This window comes from Dysosmobacter sp. (genome assembly GCF_034093755.1).
Taxonomy (GTDB): Bacteria; Bacillota; Clostridia; order Oscillospirales; family Oscillospiraceae; genus Oscillibacter.
This window is the reverse complement of sequence record NZ_JAXEBZ010000065.1, coordinates 1-14,177: the sequence shown is the minus strand read 5'-3', so window position 1 is coordinate 14,177 and position 14,177 is coordinate 1. Positions and strand designations below refer to the sequence as shown.

The window sequence follows — 14,177 nt, the reverse complement described above, 5'->3', positions numbered from 1 at the left end:
AGTCCCCTTCAGAACCGGCTCGGTCACATCCTGCATATACTCCAGAAAATCCACATAGAGCGAACCAGGATTGGGGAGTTCATCCTTCATTCCGTTTGCCCAGAAACCATCTCTAAGGTAGTCGTGCTCCACGGTGCTGTGTGATTGGATTGCACTAAAACCGCAATGGTGGTTTGTAATAAGCAGTCCCTTGTTGGAGATAAGCTCTCCCGTACAGCCACCATTAAAATGCACTATGGCATCCTTTATTGAGGCACCATTTATGTTGTAAATATCCTCTGCGGACAACTTGCAACCTGCCGCCTGCATATCTGCAATCTTCTTGGCAATCTGCGAAGGCAGCCACATTCCCTCATCCGCCAGTGCCGGAGCATCTCCGGCAGGCGGGGGTTCCGGTTTCAGGCGGGTTCCTCCGACACGGAGAGGAAGGGGGCGGGGCTTTTGCGGTACGTGGCCAGGCTGACGGCCACCAGCGCGACGGCGCAGGCGGCGGTGCCGGGGACGGCGGCACCCAGGCCGAAGGGCTGGCCCAGCAGCTTCCAGCCGATGCACACCACGAAGCCGCTGACCATGGCGGCGATGATGCCCTGCTTCGTAGCCTTCTTCCAGAACAGGGCGGCAAAGGCGGGCAGGCCCGCCGCCGCGGCGTAGAAGCACCAGGCGAACATGAGAATGTTGTAGGCGTTTTTGATGTACAGGGCGATCACCAAGGCGCCGATGGGCAGAATGACGGCAAAGATCCGGGACAGCAGCAGCTCCTTTTTCTCGCTCATTTTCGGGTCCAGGGTTTTGCCGATGTCGCTGACGCAGGTCTGAACCGACACCAGCAGGTAGCTGTCCGCCGTGGACATGATGACGGACAGCAACCCCGCCAGGGCCACACCCGTCAGTCCGATGGGCAGCACCCTGATGGCCAGGGCCGGCACCACCGCGTCGGTGGAGCCGTACCGGGCCAGCACGTCATCGCCGATGATCTGGTGGGCGATGACGCCCATGAAATACACCAGCAGAATGGTGACGCCGTAGACTGCCGTGCCCAGGAACATGCCCTTTTTGGCGGCCTTCCGGTCCCTGGCGGCAAAGGCCCGCTGCCACATCTCCGCGCCGGCCATGGTGAACACCAGGTAGGTGACGATGTCCCCCAGAATGCTGCCGTTGATGTAGGGGGTGGACAGGGCGGGGTCCAGGTTGGCGGCGAAATTGCCGAAGCCGCCCACCGCCAGCAAGGAGGCCGCCGGGATCAGGATGTAGACAAACAGAATCAGAATGTAGAACTGCAGCACGTCGGTGTAAACCACGCCGTAGAGGCCGGAGGTGGCGGTGTAAAGCATAAACACCACACAGGCGATCAGGGCGCCCACCTCGTAGGAGAGGCCGATCTCCCCGCCCAGCATGTTGACAATGGTGGCGGTGGCCGTCACCTGAGAGGCCACCGTGCCCATCATGGTGAAGGCGATCATCAGGGACAGCAGAAGCTTGGCCGTCCTGCCGAAGCGCAGCTCAAACAGCTCCGGAATGGAGGTGGTGCCGTATTTCATGCCCACGTCGGAAATGCGGCCGGAGATGCCGGAGAAGATGAACATCCCCAGCAGGTAGGGCACGGCGGTGAGAATGGCCTTGAAGCCGCTGGAATAGGCCACGCCCGCCCGGCCCATGAGGCCGCTGCCGCCGATGATGGTGGCGCAGACGGTGGCCATCAGAACCAGCGGGCCGAAGGACCGGCCGGCCACATAGTAGTCGCCGCTGTTCTTCACCCGCCGGATGGAATAAATGCCGACGGAAACCATCACCAGCAGATAGACGGCGATGATTCCCAGGTCCAATGCGCTGATCTCGGAATGGTTCATGAATCGCTCCTTTCTGGTTTGCCGCTGCCGCGGCGTGTTGAGTGGGACTATTTTGACTCCCGCAGGCTCTGCCATCCCATCACCGCCAGCTCCAGCCCCAGGAGCGGCACGTGATGCCGGACGGCCGACCACGGGTCAATCAACAGCAGAAAGCCCAGCGCCAGCTCTACAGCCGCCTGGATGCCCAGGGCGGCGCAGGGTTCCTTGTGAGATAGGCGGTACAGGGCACCGTTCAGGGCCTCGGAGCCTTTCATCAGGCCCAGCACGCCCCAGATACTGCCGATGAGGGTGTCCGCGCCGGCGTGGTGGAACAGGATGACCAGCCCCAGCAGCAGATACACGATGCCGTTGGCGGTGAGCTTCGTCTCCTTCCACCGGTATTCCCGGGTCCAGAAGCCGCAGACCATGCGGTTGACGCCCGCCAGCACCATACCGCCTCCCAGCAGGAAGGGCAGGGCCCGGTAGACCTGTTGGGCCAGCAGCACGCAGCACACCCCCAGCACCATCTGCGCCGCCGCGAAGATGCGGCCTGCCGCCGTGTTGGCGGTGCGGTGATGGTGGTGAGGCCCGTAGGCCCGGACCGCCGGCGCGCTGCGAATGATCTCCTGAACGACTTCCTTGTCGGGCATGACAAAATTCCTCCTTATAACTAACAAAGTTAGTTAATTCGGGAAAGAAAAACTACGGCGTCAGCCATAGTTTTTCTTTCCGCTGTTCAGATAGTTGCTGTAGATCTTTTCCTGAATCCGGATATACTCCCGGGCGTCATCCGGACCCAGACCCTCCAGCATCCGCTCCACATTGGCCAGCACGTCGCTGCGGCAGCGCTGGATGGCGTCCAGCCCGTCAGGCGTCAGCCGCACCAGCACCTGCCGGGAATCCTCCGGATCGGTTTCCCGGACCACCAGGTGCTTTTCCTCCATGTGGTTGAGGAGGCTGGCGATCCGCGCCGTGCTGACGGACAGCTTTTCGCTGAGTTCCTTGGGGTGGATGCCCCCGTCGTGATTGTACAGATAATTCAGCACAAACAGCCCGCCCCGCAGGATGCCGGACAGCTTCTGGGATGCCGGAACCTGAAGCAGGTTCATCCGGATGCGGAGCAGCTCGCTGGCCAGAGACTGATAATACATGTGATCGCCTCGATAACTAACTATGTTAGCTATTATAGCGCCGGAAGGGGAAGCTGTCAAGGGGCATTCCGCTGCCGGCAAAAAAAGACTGCGCCGCCGGCGCAGTCTTTTCGCTCAGTTCTCAGCCTTCTTCTCGGCTTTTTCCTTCATGCCCTGCTGGGTCACCATGATGCGCAGGTGGGAGCCTTCGCCGCACTTGCCCTTCTCGTCGTTGACCTCAATGTCAAACCACATCTTCCGCCGCTCAATGGACCGCAGGCGGGCGGTGGCGGTGACCTTCATGCCCACGGGGGTGGGGGCCAGGTGGCGGCAGTGAATCTCCGCGCCCACGGTGGTCTGGTCCTCCGCCAGATAGGCCTTGGCCAGCTCCAGGGCTGTGGCCTCCATCAGGGCCACCATGTTGGGGGTGGACAGAATCCTGGAGCCGGCGGAGCCGATGCGCTTGGCGGTCATCTCGTCGGTGACTTCCCAGGTCAGGCTGTACTCGGTGGGTTTTTCCATAAGACTGCTCCTTTCAGGTGGAATCTTTCTGCCGCTATTGTATCACATTGAGGGCAAAGCGCAACGGCCTTTTGCAAAACCGGCGGCAAAAGGACTGGAAGCAGCGGGCGTTCTGTGGTAGAATCTGAAAAAATACGTGATTTTCGGGGAATTTTTGTTTTCGGGGAGGCGGTCTGATGAAAACGATTCTGTGCTACGGCGATTCCAACACCTGGGGCTATGACGCGGAGACGGCGCTGCGGTTTCCGCCGGAGGTCCGCTGGACCGGGCGGCTGCAGGCCCTGCTGGGGCCGGAATACCGGGTGGAGGAGTGCGGCCTCAACGGCCGGACCACCGCCTATGACGACGGCTTTGACGGCTGGAGCTGCGGCAGCCGGTACCTGCCGGTGGCCCTGAAAACCCATGACCCTCTGGACCTGGTGGTGCTGATGCTGGGCACCAACGATCTGAAGGACCGGCTGGGGCTGGCGCCGGACGAGGTGGCCCGGGGCATGGAAAAGCTGGTGCAGACGGTCCGCAGCCCCGGACTGTGGGGCCTGCGTTCGGCGCCCCGGGTACTGGTGGTGGCGCCCATGCTGCTCAACGGGGAGACGCTGGCCGCTGTGTCGCCCTTCGGGGAGTCCTTCACGCCCCGGTCCGTGGAGCGGTCCCGCCGCCTGGGCGGGGCGTACCGGGAACTGTGCCGCCGCCTGGACTGTCCCTTCGCGGACGCCGGGGCGCTGGGGGCCGTGACCTCCCGGGACGGCGTCCACATGGCGCCGCCGGATCACCGCCGCCTGGCGGAGCTGCTGGCGCCGGTGATCTCCGGGCTGGTGTGACGGGGGAAACCGGAGGCCGCCCCCGGCGGCGTTTCGCGGGATTTGTGATTTTTTTGGCAGAACGGGAAAAGAGGATTGCGCTTTCCGGAAACGGTGTGCTATAATGACAAAAAACGCAACGCAAACCAGCCTCTTCCGGCGCCGATGCCGGAGCCAATGAGGGAACGGCTGGTGAGAGAAACCCTGCAGAACGCAAAGCCGCGGCCCGTGCCGCGGCTTTTTTCGGGAGAGGAGAACAGCCATGTACAAATACATTCTGCTGGACCTGGACGGCACGCTGACGGATTCCAAGGAGGGAATCTTCAACTGCCTGCGCTACGCCTTTGAAAAGATGAACCGGCCCGTGCCGCCGGAGTCTATGCTGCTCCGCTTCATCGGCCCGCCGCTGCAGGATTCCTTCATGGAGTTCTGCGGCTTCAGCCGGGAGGAGGCGGAGCGGGGCGTGGAGCTGTTCCGGGAGCGGTACGCCCCCATCGGAAAGTTCGAGAACGCCGCCGCGCCGGGGATGCCGGAGCTGTGCCGGCGGCTGAAGGAGCGGGGCTACGTGCTGGCCCTGGCCTCCTCCAAGCCGGAGCCTATGTGCATTCCCATCTGTGAGCGGTTCGGCTATACCCCGTCGCTGGATGTCATTGCCGGCAGCCCGCCCACAGGGGAGGACTGGGGCAAGGCCGACGTGATCCGGGAGGCCCTCCGCCGCCTGGGCCTGGGGGAGGCCGACAAGCCTCAGGTGCTGATGGTGGGCGACCGGAAGTTCGACGTGCTGGGAGCCAGGGAGTGCGGCGTGGACTGCGCGGGGGTGGAGTTCTTCGGCTATGCCGCCCCCGGCGAGCTGCGGGATCACGGCGCCGTGGCGGTGGTACAGACCGCGGAGGAGCTGGAGCAGTTTATTCTGACTCATTAACAAACAGGTCCCGGCGCGTCAGCGCCGGGACCTGTTTTCGGAAACTATGAAATTGCTCAGTCCGCGTCCTCCGCGCTGGCGGCCCGGACCATTTCGGTGACCTCCGCCACGGTCCAGCCCTCGCCGGAGAGATCGGCGGTCAGCGCCGGGGCGATGGGCACCGCCAGATACATGCTGTTGCCGTAGGCGTAGGCGCCGGAGGTGACGCCGATGACCTGGCCGTACACGTTCAGCAGCGCGCCGCCGCTGGAACCCCGGGAGATGTCGGCGGTGTTCATGATGCAGGGGAGCTGATAGCGGGCAACGGGGCGGCTGGGGTCGCTGATGATGCCCGCGGAGACGGACAGACCCAGCCCCAGGGGGCTGCCGATGGAGTAGGCCACGTCGCCGGCCCGCACGTCCGGGTTCTCCGCCGGCGTCAGGCAGGCGAAGGCGGAGGTGGTGCGGCCCTCCGTGGAGGTCCGGGACACCCGGATCACCGCCAGGTCAATGGCCTGGTCATAGTACAGCACCCGGTCGATGGGGTAGACCTCGCCGGTGGCCAGGGTGACGGTGGCGTAAATGGCGTCCTCCAGGGAGTGGTAGTTGGTGACGGCCAGACCGTCGGAGGAGATGAAGAAGCCGCTGGCGTCGGCGGAGGGAGACTGGGCGTCAATCTCAATGGGCTTGCGGTACAGGGCGATCTGGAACACGGCGGCGGTGTAGCGGTCGGCGATCTGCCGGGCGGACAGCTCCGGCGTCAGCAGGCCCAGGGCGTTGGCGGCGGCCCGGGAGACGGCGCCCTTGCGCACCAGCCGCTCCGCCACCGTCTCACTGCCGTCCTTGTAGGAGAAGAACAGGGCGTCCCGGGCGGACTCGTACAGCTGCCCCATGGTGAGGGCGCCTTCATAGCGCTGGGGCGTCAGGCCAATGCGCTGGGCGAACACCGCCGCGCCGGACACGTCGAAGTCGCCGTTTTTGTCGCTGTAGCCCAGCATCCGCAGCAGGAAGGAGAACCAGGCGTTGGCGGTGACGGGGCGGTCCGGGGAGAAGGTCAGCACCGTGGTGCCGGAGGTCCAGTTCTGATGGGACGCGTAGTTGACGGCGGTCTGGAGGGAAGCGGGCACATCCCGGAACCCGGAGATCCAGTTGTCGGCGGCGGCCTCGGCCCGGCAGCCGGACAGGGCCACCAGCAGCGTCACGGCGTCGCCGCGGGTGGCGGCCGCGGAGAGGGAGCCGGCTTCCCCGGGCAGCAGGCCCAGGGTGTACAGGGTGTCCGACGCCCGGGTGGCTTCGCCGGAGAGGGCGGCCGCGGCGGGGACGGCGGCTGCCAGCAGGCAGACCGCGCAGAAAAACGCAAGGAATCGGGACTTCATGATGTACCTCCAATAAAAACACGTCTGTCCGTCAGACGGACAACAGGGACGAAAGGTGACGGAAAACCGGAGATCGGTTTTCCCATTGTACCACCGGGGCGGCGGTTTTACAAGGGCGGAAAAGCGCCCCACTGGACAGCGGGGAGCCGGTCTGGTAAAATAGGGGGCAGAACCAACAAAGGAAGGCAGATATGGCAGAGAGAATCGGAGAGAACCTGTACCGGCTGGACATCCCCCTGGTGGGCAGTCCGCTGAAAAACCTGAACAGCTACCTGATTACCGGACCGCGGAATTTGCTGATCGACACCGGCTTCCGGGAGGAGCCCTGCCGGGAGGCCATGACGCGGCAGCTGGAGGAGCTCGGCGCGGACCTGGCCCGCACGGACATCTTCCTGACGCACCTCCACAGCGACCACACCGGCCTTTCCACGGAGCTGCACCGACCGGGGTGCGAGATATTCCTGTCGCAGGGGGACGGGGAAGAGCTGCTGTGCCGGGGCACCGACGAGTTCTGGCGGCTGCGGAACGAAAACTACATCCGGGACGGCTTTTCCCGGGCGGAGATGGATGAGCTGTGGGGCAGCAACCCTGCCAAGGAACTGGCGCCCCACCTGTTCCGGGACTATACCCCGGTAGGGGAGGGGGACGTGCTGGAGTACGGCGGCTACCGGCTGCGGTGCGTGTCCACCCCCGGCCACACGCCGGACCACATGTGCCTGTATGACGGGGAGCGGCGGGTATTCTTCTCCGGGGACCACGTGCTGTTTCACATCAGCCCCAACATCTGCCGCTGGGAGTCCATGCCCGACGCCCTGGGCAGCTATCTGCGGAGCCTGGAAAAGGTGAAGGACTATCCGGTGGAATTGCTTCTGCCGGCCCACCGGGCGGAGACGGGAAGCCTGAAGGAACGGGCGGAGGAGCTGCTTGCCCATCACCGCCGCCGGCTGGAGGACACCGTAGCCGCGGTGGAGAGCTGCCCCGGCATGACGGCCTACGGGATCGCCGGGGCCATGCGCTGGCAGATCCGCTGCCGCGGGTGGGCGGACTTCCCCCTGACCCAGAAATTTTTCGCCGTGGGTGAGGCCCTGAGCCATCTGGACCATCTGCTGCTCCGGGGGCGGCTGCGCCGGGAGGAGCGGGACGGAACAATCCGATGGTATCCCAATGATAAAGGAGCGACCTGAAATGGAACTGAAAGAGATTCTGAAAACCGTGGACCACACCCTGCTGAGCCAGACGGCCACCTGGGAGGAGATCAGGGCCGTCTGCGACGACGGCATCCGCTACGGCTGCGCCAGCGTGTGCATCCCCGCCGCCCGGGTGAAGGAGGCGGCGGAGTATGTCCGGGGCCGCATCCCCGTCTGCACCGTCATCGGCTTTCCCAACGGCTACTCCACCACCGCTGCCAAGTGCTTCGAGGCGGAGGACGCCGTCCGGAACGGCGCGGCGGAGATTGACATGGTGATCCATGTGGGCTGGGCCAAGGAGGGCCGCTGGGACGATATCCTGGCGGAAATCCGGGCGGTGAAGGCCGCCTGCCAGGGCCGCTTGCTGAAGGTGATCATTGAGACCTGCCTGCTGACGGAAGCGGAGAAGATCCGCCTGTGCGGCGTGGTGACGGAGTCCGGCGCCGACTATATCAAGACCTCCACCGGCTTCGGCGGCGGAGGCGCCACCCGGGAGGACGTGGCCCTCATGGCGGCCCACGTGGGGCCTAACGTGAAGATCAAGGCCGCTGGCGGCATCGCCGACCTGAAGGACGCGGAGGACTTCCTGCGTCTGGGGGCCTCCCGGCTGGGCACCAGCCGCATTGTCAGGGCCGTGAAGGCCATGGAACCGCAAACCAACGGGGAACCCGTGAAAAAATAAGGAGGAAAACGCTATGCCTACTGCCCACAATACCGCTCAACCCGGTGAATTCGCCAAAACCGTCCTGATGCCCGGCGACCCCCTGCGGGCCAAATTCATTGCCGAGACCTTCCTCACCGACGCGAAGTTAGTGAACAACGTCCGGGGCATCCAGGGCTATACCGGCACCTACAAGGGCGTGCCGGTGTCCGTCATGGCCTCCGGCATGGGAATGCCCAGCATGGGCATCTACTCCTACGAACTGTTTCAGTTCTACGATGTGGACAACATCATCCGCATCGGCTCCGCCGGTGCCATGACCGCCGATCTGAAGCTGCGGAGCATCGTGGCGGCGCAGGCCGCCTGCACCGACTCCAACTTTGCCCACCAGTACCAGCTGCCCGGCGCCTTCGCCCCCATCGCCAGCTACGAGCTGCTGGAGACCGCCGTGGCCATCGCCCGGGAGATGGGCGTCACCATGCCGGTGGGCAACGTGCTGTCCTCCGACGTGTTCTATGACGCCTCCGGCGAGAATGCCAAATGGTGCAAGATGGGAGTCCTGTGCGCCGAAATGGAGGCCGCCGCCCTGTACTGCAACGCCGCTGCCACCGGCAAGCGCGCCCTGGCGCTGCTGACCATTTCCGATAACATTGTCACCGGCGAGGACCTGTCCCCCGAGGACCGCCAGACCACCTTCACCCAGATGATGGAGATTGCCCTGAACGTGGCGGTGAAGATGGCGGAAAAAGAGAAGAACTGACTCTCCGCACTCTCCGGACTGCCGGAGACGCGAGGTGATAGAGTGAAAGAGGGGCGGGAGCCCCTCTTTCGCGTGCAATCAAACCCGCCGCAGCGGCCGTTTCCCGGAGGGAAACGGGAGGCCAGGCGCCGGAGGCGGCTGGCGAGATCGCCCTGAACGTGGCGGTGAAGATGGCGGAAAAAGAGAAGAACTGACTCTCCGCACTCTCCGGACTGCCGGAGACGCGGGGTGATCGTGTGAAAGAGGGGCGGGAGTCCCTCTTTCGCGTGCAATCAGACCCGCCGCAGCGGCCGTTTCCCGAAGGGAAACGGGAGGCCAGGCGCCGGAGGCGGCTGGCGAGATTGCCCTGAACGTGGCGGTGAAGATGGCGGAAAAGGCGTAATACCGGCCTGCCGCGGCCCAACCGCAAAAACCGGGCGGAAGAACTTCTTCCGCCCGGTTTTTCCGCAGATGGCTCAGTGCTCCCCGCAGCCATGCTCTCCGCAGCCGCCCGCATGGTGCCGGTGGTCGTGGTGGCCGCAGTGCACGTCGGGGTCAAAGATCAGCTTCCCCTCCAGCAGCGCCGCCACGGCGCTGTCCGCGTCGCCGGATGCGCCGCCGTAAAGCCGGATGCCTGCCGCCGCCAGAGCCGCCTGGGCACCGCCGCCGATGCCGCCGCAGATCAGGGCGTCCGCCTGCAGGGCGCTCAGCACCCCCGCCAGGGCGCCGTGGCCGCTGCCGTTGGTGTCCACCACCCGGCTGGAGACGACCTTCCCGCCGTCCACGTCATAGATCTTGAACTGCTCCGTGCGGCCGAAATGCTGGAAAATCCGGCCGTTTTCGTAAGTGACTGCGATTCTCATGATGCGCGCTCCTTTTTGACTGGCATATTGTGGATCACAGGCCCGCCGGCAGCAGGCGCTGTCTCTCCGGCCCTGGCATCCAACTTCTCCCGTCCGCTCCGGACTGCCCTTACTATAAAGGGGTTTCCGGCGTATGTCAATCAGGCGGCCGGTGGGCAGAGTGCCGGAAAAGACAGAAAAACGTTACAGATTCTTCACCATTGCCCGCCTTGCCAAGGCAAATGGGGCAGTATATAATAAGCATAACGCTCATGACTTGAACGGAGAGCCTGTTCCATGAAAAAATGGTGTATTTTCCTGCTGGCGCTGGCGTCGCTGGCGGGTCTGACCGCCTGCGGCGGACAGCCTGCCGCCGACAGCTCCCAGGTGATTGAATTTGAAGCCCAGACCTGGCGCCTGTCCTGCTCCGGCGGCGCGGATTCCCCGGAGGGGCAGGCCGCCGCCCGCTTTGCCGCCGCGGTGTCCGACGCCACCAACGGGGCCGTCACCGTGGAGGTGCTGACCAACCACCAGACCGCCGGCGGCGACGGCGCCGCCGCCCTGGAGGCGGTGCGGGAGGGGGAGCTGGACCTGGCCATCGTCTCCAGCCAGGAGGCCCGGACGCTGGACCGGCGTCTGGAGGCGGTGTCGCTGCCCTTCCTGTTCTCCTCGGCCCAGGAGGCGGAGGCGGCGCTGGACGGCGCCGCCGGAGACGCCCTCCGGGACGTACTGGCGGAGCACCGGCTGCGGTGCCTGGGCATGGGGGAGGAGGGCTTCCGCTGCCCCACCAACAGCCTGCACGTGGTGACGTCTCCCGCGGACCTGCGGGGCCTGAAAATCCGGGTGGCGGATTCGCCGCTGGTGGAGGAGGCCTACCGTCTGTGGGGGGCGGACTGTCTCACCGCCGCCTGGCCCATGGTGTTCACCGCCCTCCGCACCGGCACCATGGACGGCCAGGAGGAGCCGCTGATGACGGCGGACGCCGCCGCGGTGCAGGAGGTGCAGAAGTATCTGACCCGCTGGACCGGCATTTACGGCTGCTACTACTTCTGCATGAACCAGGAGCTGTATGAGTCCCTGTCCCCGGCGCTGCGGGACATCGCCGACCAGTGCGGCGGGGACGCCATGGCGGAGCAGCGGCAGCTGCACCGCCAGCGGGAGACGGAGATTCTGAGCGGCTGGTCCCGGGCCGGTGTGCTGGTGACGGAACTGACGGCGGAGGCCGCGGCGGAGTTCCGGACGCTGGCTCAGCCCTGCTATGACCGGTTCGCCGAAGAGGTTTCGGCGGAACTGGTGGAGCTGCTGACCGGACAGCCGCAGTAAATACACCCAACAGCACAGCCGCTCGGGGCGGAGGGGAGACCTCCGGCCCCGGGCGGCTGGTTGCTTACAGATGGGGAAGGTTCCTGCGGTAGTCCCGCAGATCGTCCTCCTGCTCCCCTGACAGAATCCGGTCCAGCGCGGCCAGCAGGCGGTCCCGGTCTTCCGGCAGCTTTCCGTGGAACTGGAACTCGTTGGAGGCTCCCATGGCCGCAAAATAAGTTGAAATCCGGAGGTTTTCCACCAGGGTCCGCAGCTCCCGGTACTTTTCCAGCTCGCCTTCCTCCTGCCAGGCGCCGCGCCGGATTTCCTGATACAGCCCGGAATCCGGGTAGATGGTCAGCATGTTGGGTCCCACCAGGAAGGGGTGCAGCTGGTTGAAAATCTCCGCGGTGGCCTTTGCGCCGGCGTCTCCCTTTCCCTTGCCGGAAATGCCCGTCAGGTAGAAGAAGCCGTACTCGATGCCGGCGGCCTCCAGCCGCCTGCACTGGGTCAGAATGTCCCGGGCGGTGTAGCCCTTGTTCATAAAGGACAGGGCATCGTTATCCCCGGTTTCAGCGCCGATGGTCAGCCCGTTGTAGCCCGCCTGGCGGAGCTGTGCCAGGTCCTCGTCCGTCTTGTTGACGGAATCGGTGACCCGGGCAAAGCAGCCGATGGATTCCACCGATGGGAGGTATCGGTGAATCCGCTCCGCGATGGCCAGCAGCTTTTCTGTCTGCAGGACAAAGGGGTTCGCCCCGGTGAGAAATACCCGCCGGACAGGCTCCGGCTGCGGCAGCTGCCGCAGCCGGGCGGTCATCCGGGCAATGGGGTCTGTGCACAGGAGCTGCGCCTCCAGCAGGTCGCTTTCGATGTCCTCCAGAGGGAACATCCGGAACCGGAAGGGCAGATCCCTGTACAGCGTGCAGAATTTGCAGTTGTGGTGGGTGCAGCCGGCGGTGACCTCCAGCAGCAGGGAATCCGCCTCGTAGGGCGGACGCCAGATGGTGCCAGTGTAATGCATGATGGACTCCTTGTGTCTGTGAAATTTGCGCAGGCGGCGGGACAGGCCTGCGCAGGAGCGTCCCGCTGCCACCATAGTAACACGGCGCGCTGAAAAGAAAAGTACGGTACTTTTTTGCAGTACCTGCAAAACCGGGGGAAAGCTGCTATAATGGCCCCGGAGGGGGTGGAACGCATGCGAAAATCGGAGGAGGCGGCCAGCCGCTGCAGAACAATCTCCACGGTGCAGAAGCTGCTGGGCGGGAAGTACAAGATCGAGCTGCTCTGGTACATCGGCAAGTGTGACGTCCGGCGCTTCGGGCAGCTGCGCCGCCGGATCGGGGAGATTACGGAGAGCTCCCTGACCAAGCAGCTCCGGGAGCTGGAGGCGGACGGCTTTCTGGCGCGGCATGACTTCGGCGAGGTGCCGCCCAGGGTGGAATACACCCTGACGGAGCTGGGGGAGAGCTTCCTGTCCGTCCTGGACTGCATGAAAGCCTGGGGCGATGAGAATCTGCCGGAGCAGAAGGCGGAATAAACAGCACCCGCCCCGTTTCACGGGGCGGGTGCTGTTTGTATTCAGATCAGCAGGGCCGCTCAGTTCATCTGGCGGCGGCGGCTCAGGTTCATGGTGCCGTCCTGCATGGCGTTCAGGGAGTCCAGACTCTTGCCGGTGCCCAGGGCCACGCAGGAGATGGCGTCCTCGGCGATCATGGTGTGGATGCCGGTACGGGCGGTGACCAGCTTGTCGAAGCCGTCCACCAGGCTGCCGCCGCCGGTCATGACGATGCCGTTGGTGGAGATGTCCGCCACCAGCTCCGGGGGCGTGCGCTCCAGCACGGAGTGGATGGCCTCCACAATGCGCTCCACCGGCTCCTCGAAGGCGTCCATCATCTCCGTGGAGCTGACCGTCACCACCCGGGGCAGGCCCGTCAGCAGGCAGCGGCCCTTCACGTCCATGGTGGCTTCCTCGTCCTTGGGGAACACGCAGCCGATCTTGATCTTCATATCCTCGGCGGTGCGCTCGCCGATCAGCAGGTTGTGCTTCCGGCGCATATACTTGACAATGGACTCGTTCAGCTGGTCGCCGGCGATCTTGATGGAGGCGCTCTCCACCACGCCGGACAGGGAGATGACGGCAATGTCCGCCGTGCCGCCGCCGATGTCCACCACCATGTGGCCGTCGGGCTTGGTGATGTCGATGCCGGCGCCGATGGCCGCCGCCACCGGCTCTTCGATCAGAAACACCTTCCGGGCGCCGGCCTGAATGCCCGCGTCAATCACGGCGCGCTCCTCCACCTCCGTGATGCCGGAGGGAATGCAGATGATCACCCGGGGCTTGAAGAACTGGAAGCCCGCCACCTTGTGAATGAACTCCTTCAGCATCCGCTCCGTCATGTCATAGTCGGAGATGACGCCCTCCCGCAGAGGCCGGATGGCAACAATGTTGCCCGGGGTGCGGCCCAGCATGGCCTGCGCCTCCGCGCCCACCTTCAGCAGCTTGCCGGTGTTCTTGTCCATGGCCACCACCGACGGCTCGTTGAGCACAATGCCCTTGCCCTTCACGTAAACCAGAACCGAAGCGGTTCCCAGATCAATGCCAATATCCTTTGCCAAGGCCATAATTCCACCTCATTAACAGTCTGTTGTTTCTATGGTCAGTTGACATAATGCCAACCATAATCGTACAGGTTAATTATACTGTTGTATGGCGGCTTTTGCAAGAACATTCTCTGTGGTTTGGGGCATTTTATGTGTAGGATTACAATACATGTTGGACAAGTAAATAAAAAGGATGAAGGATAGGGCCTTATCGGTTAAAGTTGAGTTACCACACCACAACTTAACGAAAGGGGGCCATATCCTTCATGAGCAAGAGTATAACACAGGACATG

15 protein-coding genes and 1 pseudogene are annotated in these 14,177 nt (G+C 64.1%); 7 read left to right on the top strand and 9 right to left on the bottom strand.

What is annotated here, in order from left to right; genetic code table 11:
• From SOX55_RS08720 to SOX55_RS08700, 5 genes are all read right to left on the bottom strand, one after another.
• A partial coding sequence (locus SOX55_RS08720) for a S46 family peptidase (protein ID WP_325287053.1) occupies window positions 1-348 on the bottom strand: 348 nt, incomplete at its 3' end.
• A 50-nt stretch (window positions 349-398) separates the two neighbouring features.
• A complete protein-coding gene (locus SOX55_RS08715; protein WP_325287052.1) occupies window positions 399-1,847 on the bottom strand; it encodes a sodium:solute symporter family protein in 1,449 nt (482 codons plus the stop codon).
• 47 nt (window positions 1,848-1,894) lie between these two features.
• Complete coding sequence (locus tag SOX55_RS08710) at window positions 1,895-2,476, bottom strand: DUF308 domain-containing protein (protein ID WP_325287051.1); 582 nt, start codon at window positions 2,474-2,476, stop codon at window positions 1,895-1,897.
• A 60-nt stretch (window positions 2,477-2,536) separates the two neighbouring features.
• Window positions 2,537-2,977, bottom strand: coding sequence for a MarR family winged helix-turn-helix transcriptional regulator (locus SOX55_RS08705; RefSeq protein WP_325287050.1), 441 nt, complete (start codon window positions 2,975-2,977; stop codon window positions 2,537-2,539).
• A 114-nt stretch (window positions 2,978-3,091) separates the two neighbouring features.
• A complete protein-coding gene (locus SOX55_RS08700) occupies window positions 3,092-3,478 on the bottom strand; it encodes a thioesterase family protein (protein WP_325287049.1) in 387 nt (128 codons plus the stop codon).
• 176 nt (window positions 3,479-3,654) lie between these two features.
• Between SOX55_RS08700 and SOX55_RS08695 the strand changes: the two genes are divergently transcribed.
• On the top strand, window positions 3,655-4,296 hold the full coding sequence (locus SOX55_RS08695; protein WP_325287048.1) for an SGNH/GDSL hydrolase family protein: 642 nt from the start codon (window positions 3,655-3,657) through the stop codon (window positions 4,294-4,296).
• A gap of 241 nt (window positions 4,297-4,537) precedes the next feature.
• A complete protein-coding gene (locus tag SOX55_RS08690; protein ID WP_325287047.1) occupies window positions 4,538-5,197 on the top strand; it encodes an HAD hydrolase-like protein in 660 nt (219 codons plus the stop codon).
• A gap of 56 nt (window positions 5,198-5,253) precedes the next feature.
• On the opposite strand, the gene SOX55_RS08685 is transcribed toward SOX55_RS08690, so the two are convergent.
• Window positions 5,254-6,552, bottom strand: a complete 1,299-nt coding sequence (locus SOX55_RS08685) for a S1C family serine protease (protein ID WP_325287046.1) — start codon at window positions 6,550-6,552, stop codon at window positions 5,254-5,256.
• Window positions 6,553-6,743: 191 nt separating this feature from the next.
• Between SOX55_RS08685 and SOX55_RS08680 the strand changes: the two genes are divergently transcribed.
• Genes SOX55_RS08680 through deoD form a run of 3 tightly spaced genes read left to right on the top strand, consistent with a single transcriptional unit; the run spans window position 6,744 to window position 9,160 of the window.
• Window positions 6,744-7,736 carry an MBL fold metallo-hydrolase gene (locus SOX55_RS08680; RefSeq protein WP_325287045.1) on the top strand — a complete coding sequence of 331 codons (993 nt, stop codon included), beginning with the start codon at window positions 6,744-6,746 and terminating at the stop codon, window positions 7,734-7,736.
• Between the two features lies 1 nt (window position 7,737).
• Complete coding sequence (gene deoC / locus SOX55_RS08675) at window positions 7,738-8,421, top strand: deoxyribose-phosphate aldolase (protein ID WP_325287044.1); 684 nt, start codon at window positions 7,738-7,740, stop codon at window positions 8,419-8,421.
• A gap of 13 nt (window positions 8,422-8,434) precedes the next feature.
• Window positions 8,435-9,160, top strand: coding sequence for a purine-nucleoside phosphorylase (gene deoD / locus SOX55_RS08670; protein WP_325287043.1), 726 nt, complete (start codon window positions 8,435-8,437; stop codon window positions 9,158-9,160).
• Window positions 9,161-9,615: 455 nt separating this feature from the next.
• Here deoD and SOX55_RS08665 read toward each other — a convergent pair.
• Window positions 9,616-10,029 (bottom strand): annotated as a pseudogene (locus tag SOX55_RS08665) (NifB/NifX family molybdenum-iron cluster-binding protein); the annotation flags it as partial.
• Window positions 10,030-10,278: 249 nt separating this feature from the next.
• On the opposite strand from SOX55_RS08665, the gene dctP reads away from it, so the two are divergent.
• Window positions 10,279-11,304 (top strand): TRAP transporter substrate-binding protein DctP, encoded by a 1,026-nt coding sequence (gene dctP / locus SOX55_RS08660; RefSeq protein WP_325287042.1) that lies wholly within the window; start codon window positions 10,279-10,281, stop codon window positions 11,302-11,304.
• A 64-nt stretch (window positions 11,305-11,368) separates the two neighbouring features.
• Here the strand turns inward: dctP and SOX55_RS08655 are convergent, their stop codons facing one another.
• Window positions 11,369-12,304, bottom strand: a complete 936-nt coding sequence (locus SOX55_RS08655) for a radical SAM protein (protein WP_325287041.1) — start codon at window positions 12,302-12,304, stop codon at window positions 11,369-11,371.
• A gap of 174 nt (window positions 12,305-12,478) precedes the next feature.
• Here SOX55_RS08655 and SOX55_RS08650 point away from each other — a divergent pair, with 174 nt between their 5' ends.
• A complete protein-coding gene (locus tag SOX55_RS08650) occupies window positions 12,479-12,820 on the top strand; it encodes a winged helix-turn-helix transcriptional regulator (RefSeq protein ID WP_325287040.1) in 342 nt (113 codons plus the stop codon).
• Between the two features lie 59 nt (window positions 12,821-12,879).
• Here SOX55_RS08650 and SOX55_RS08645 read toward each other — a convergent pair whose 3' ends face one another.
• A complete protein-coding gene (locus SOX55_RS08645) occupies window positions 12,880-13,905 on the bottom strand; it encodes a rod shape-determining protein (protein WP_325287039.1) in 1,026 nt (341 codons plus the stop codon).
• Window positions 13,906-14,177: the final 272 nt, after the last annotated feature.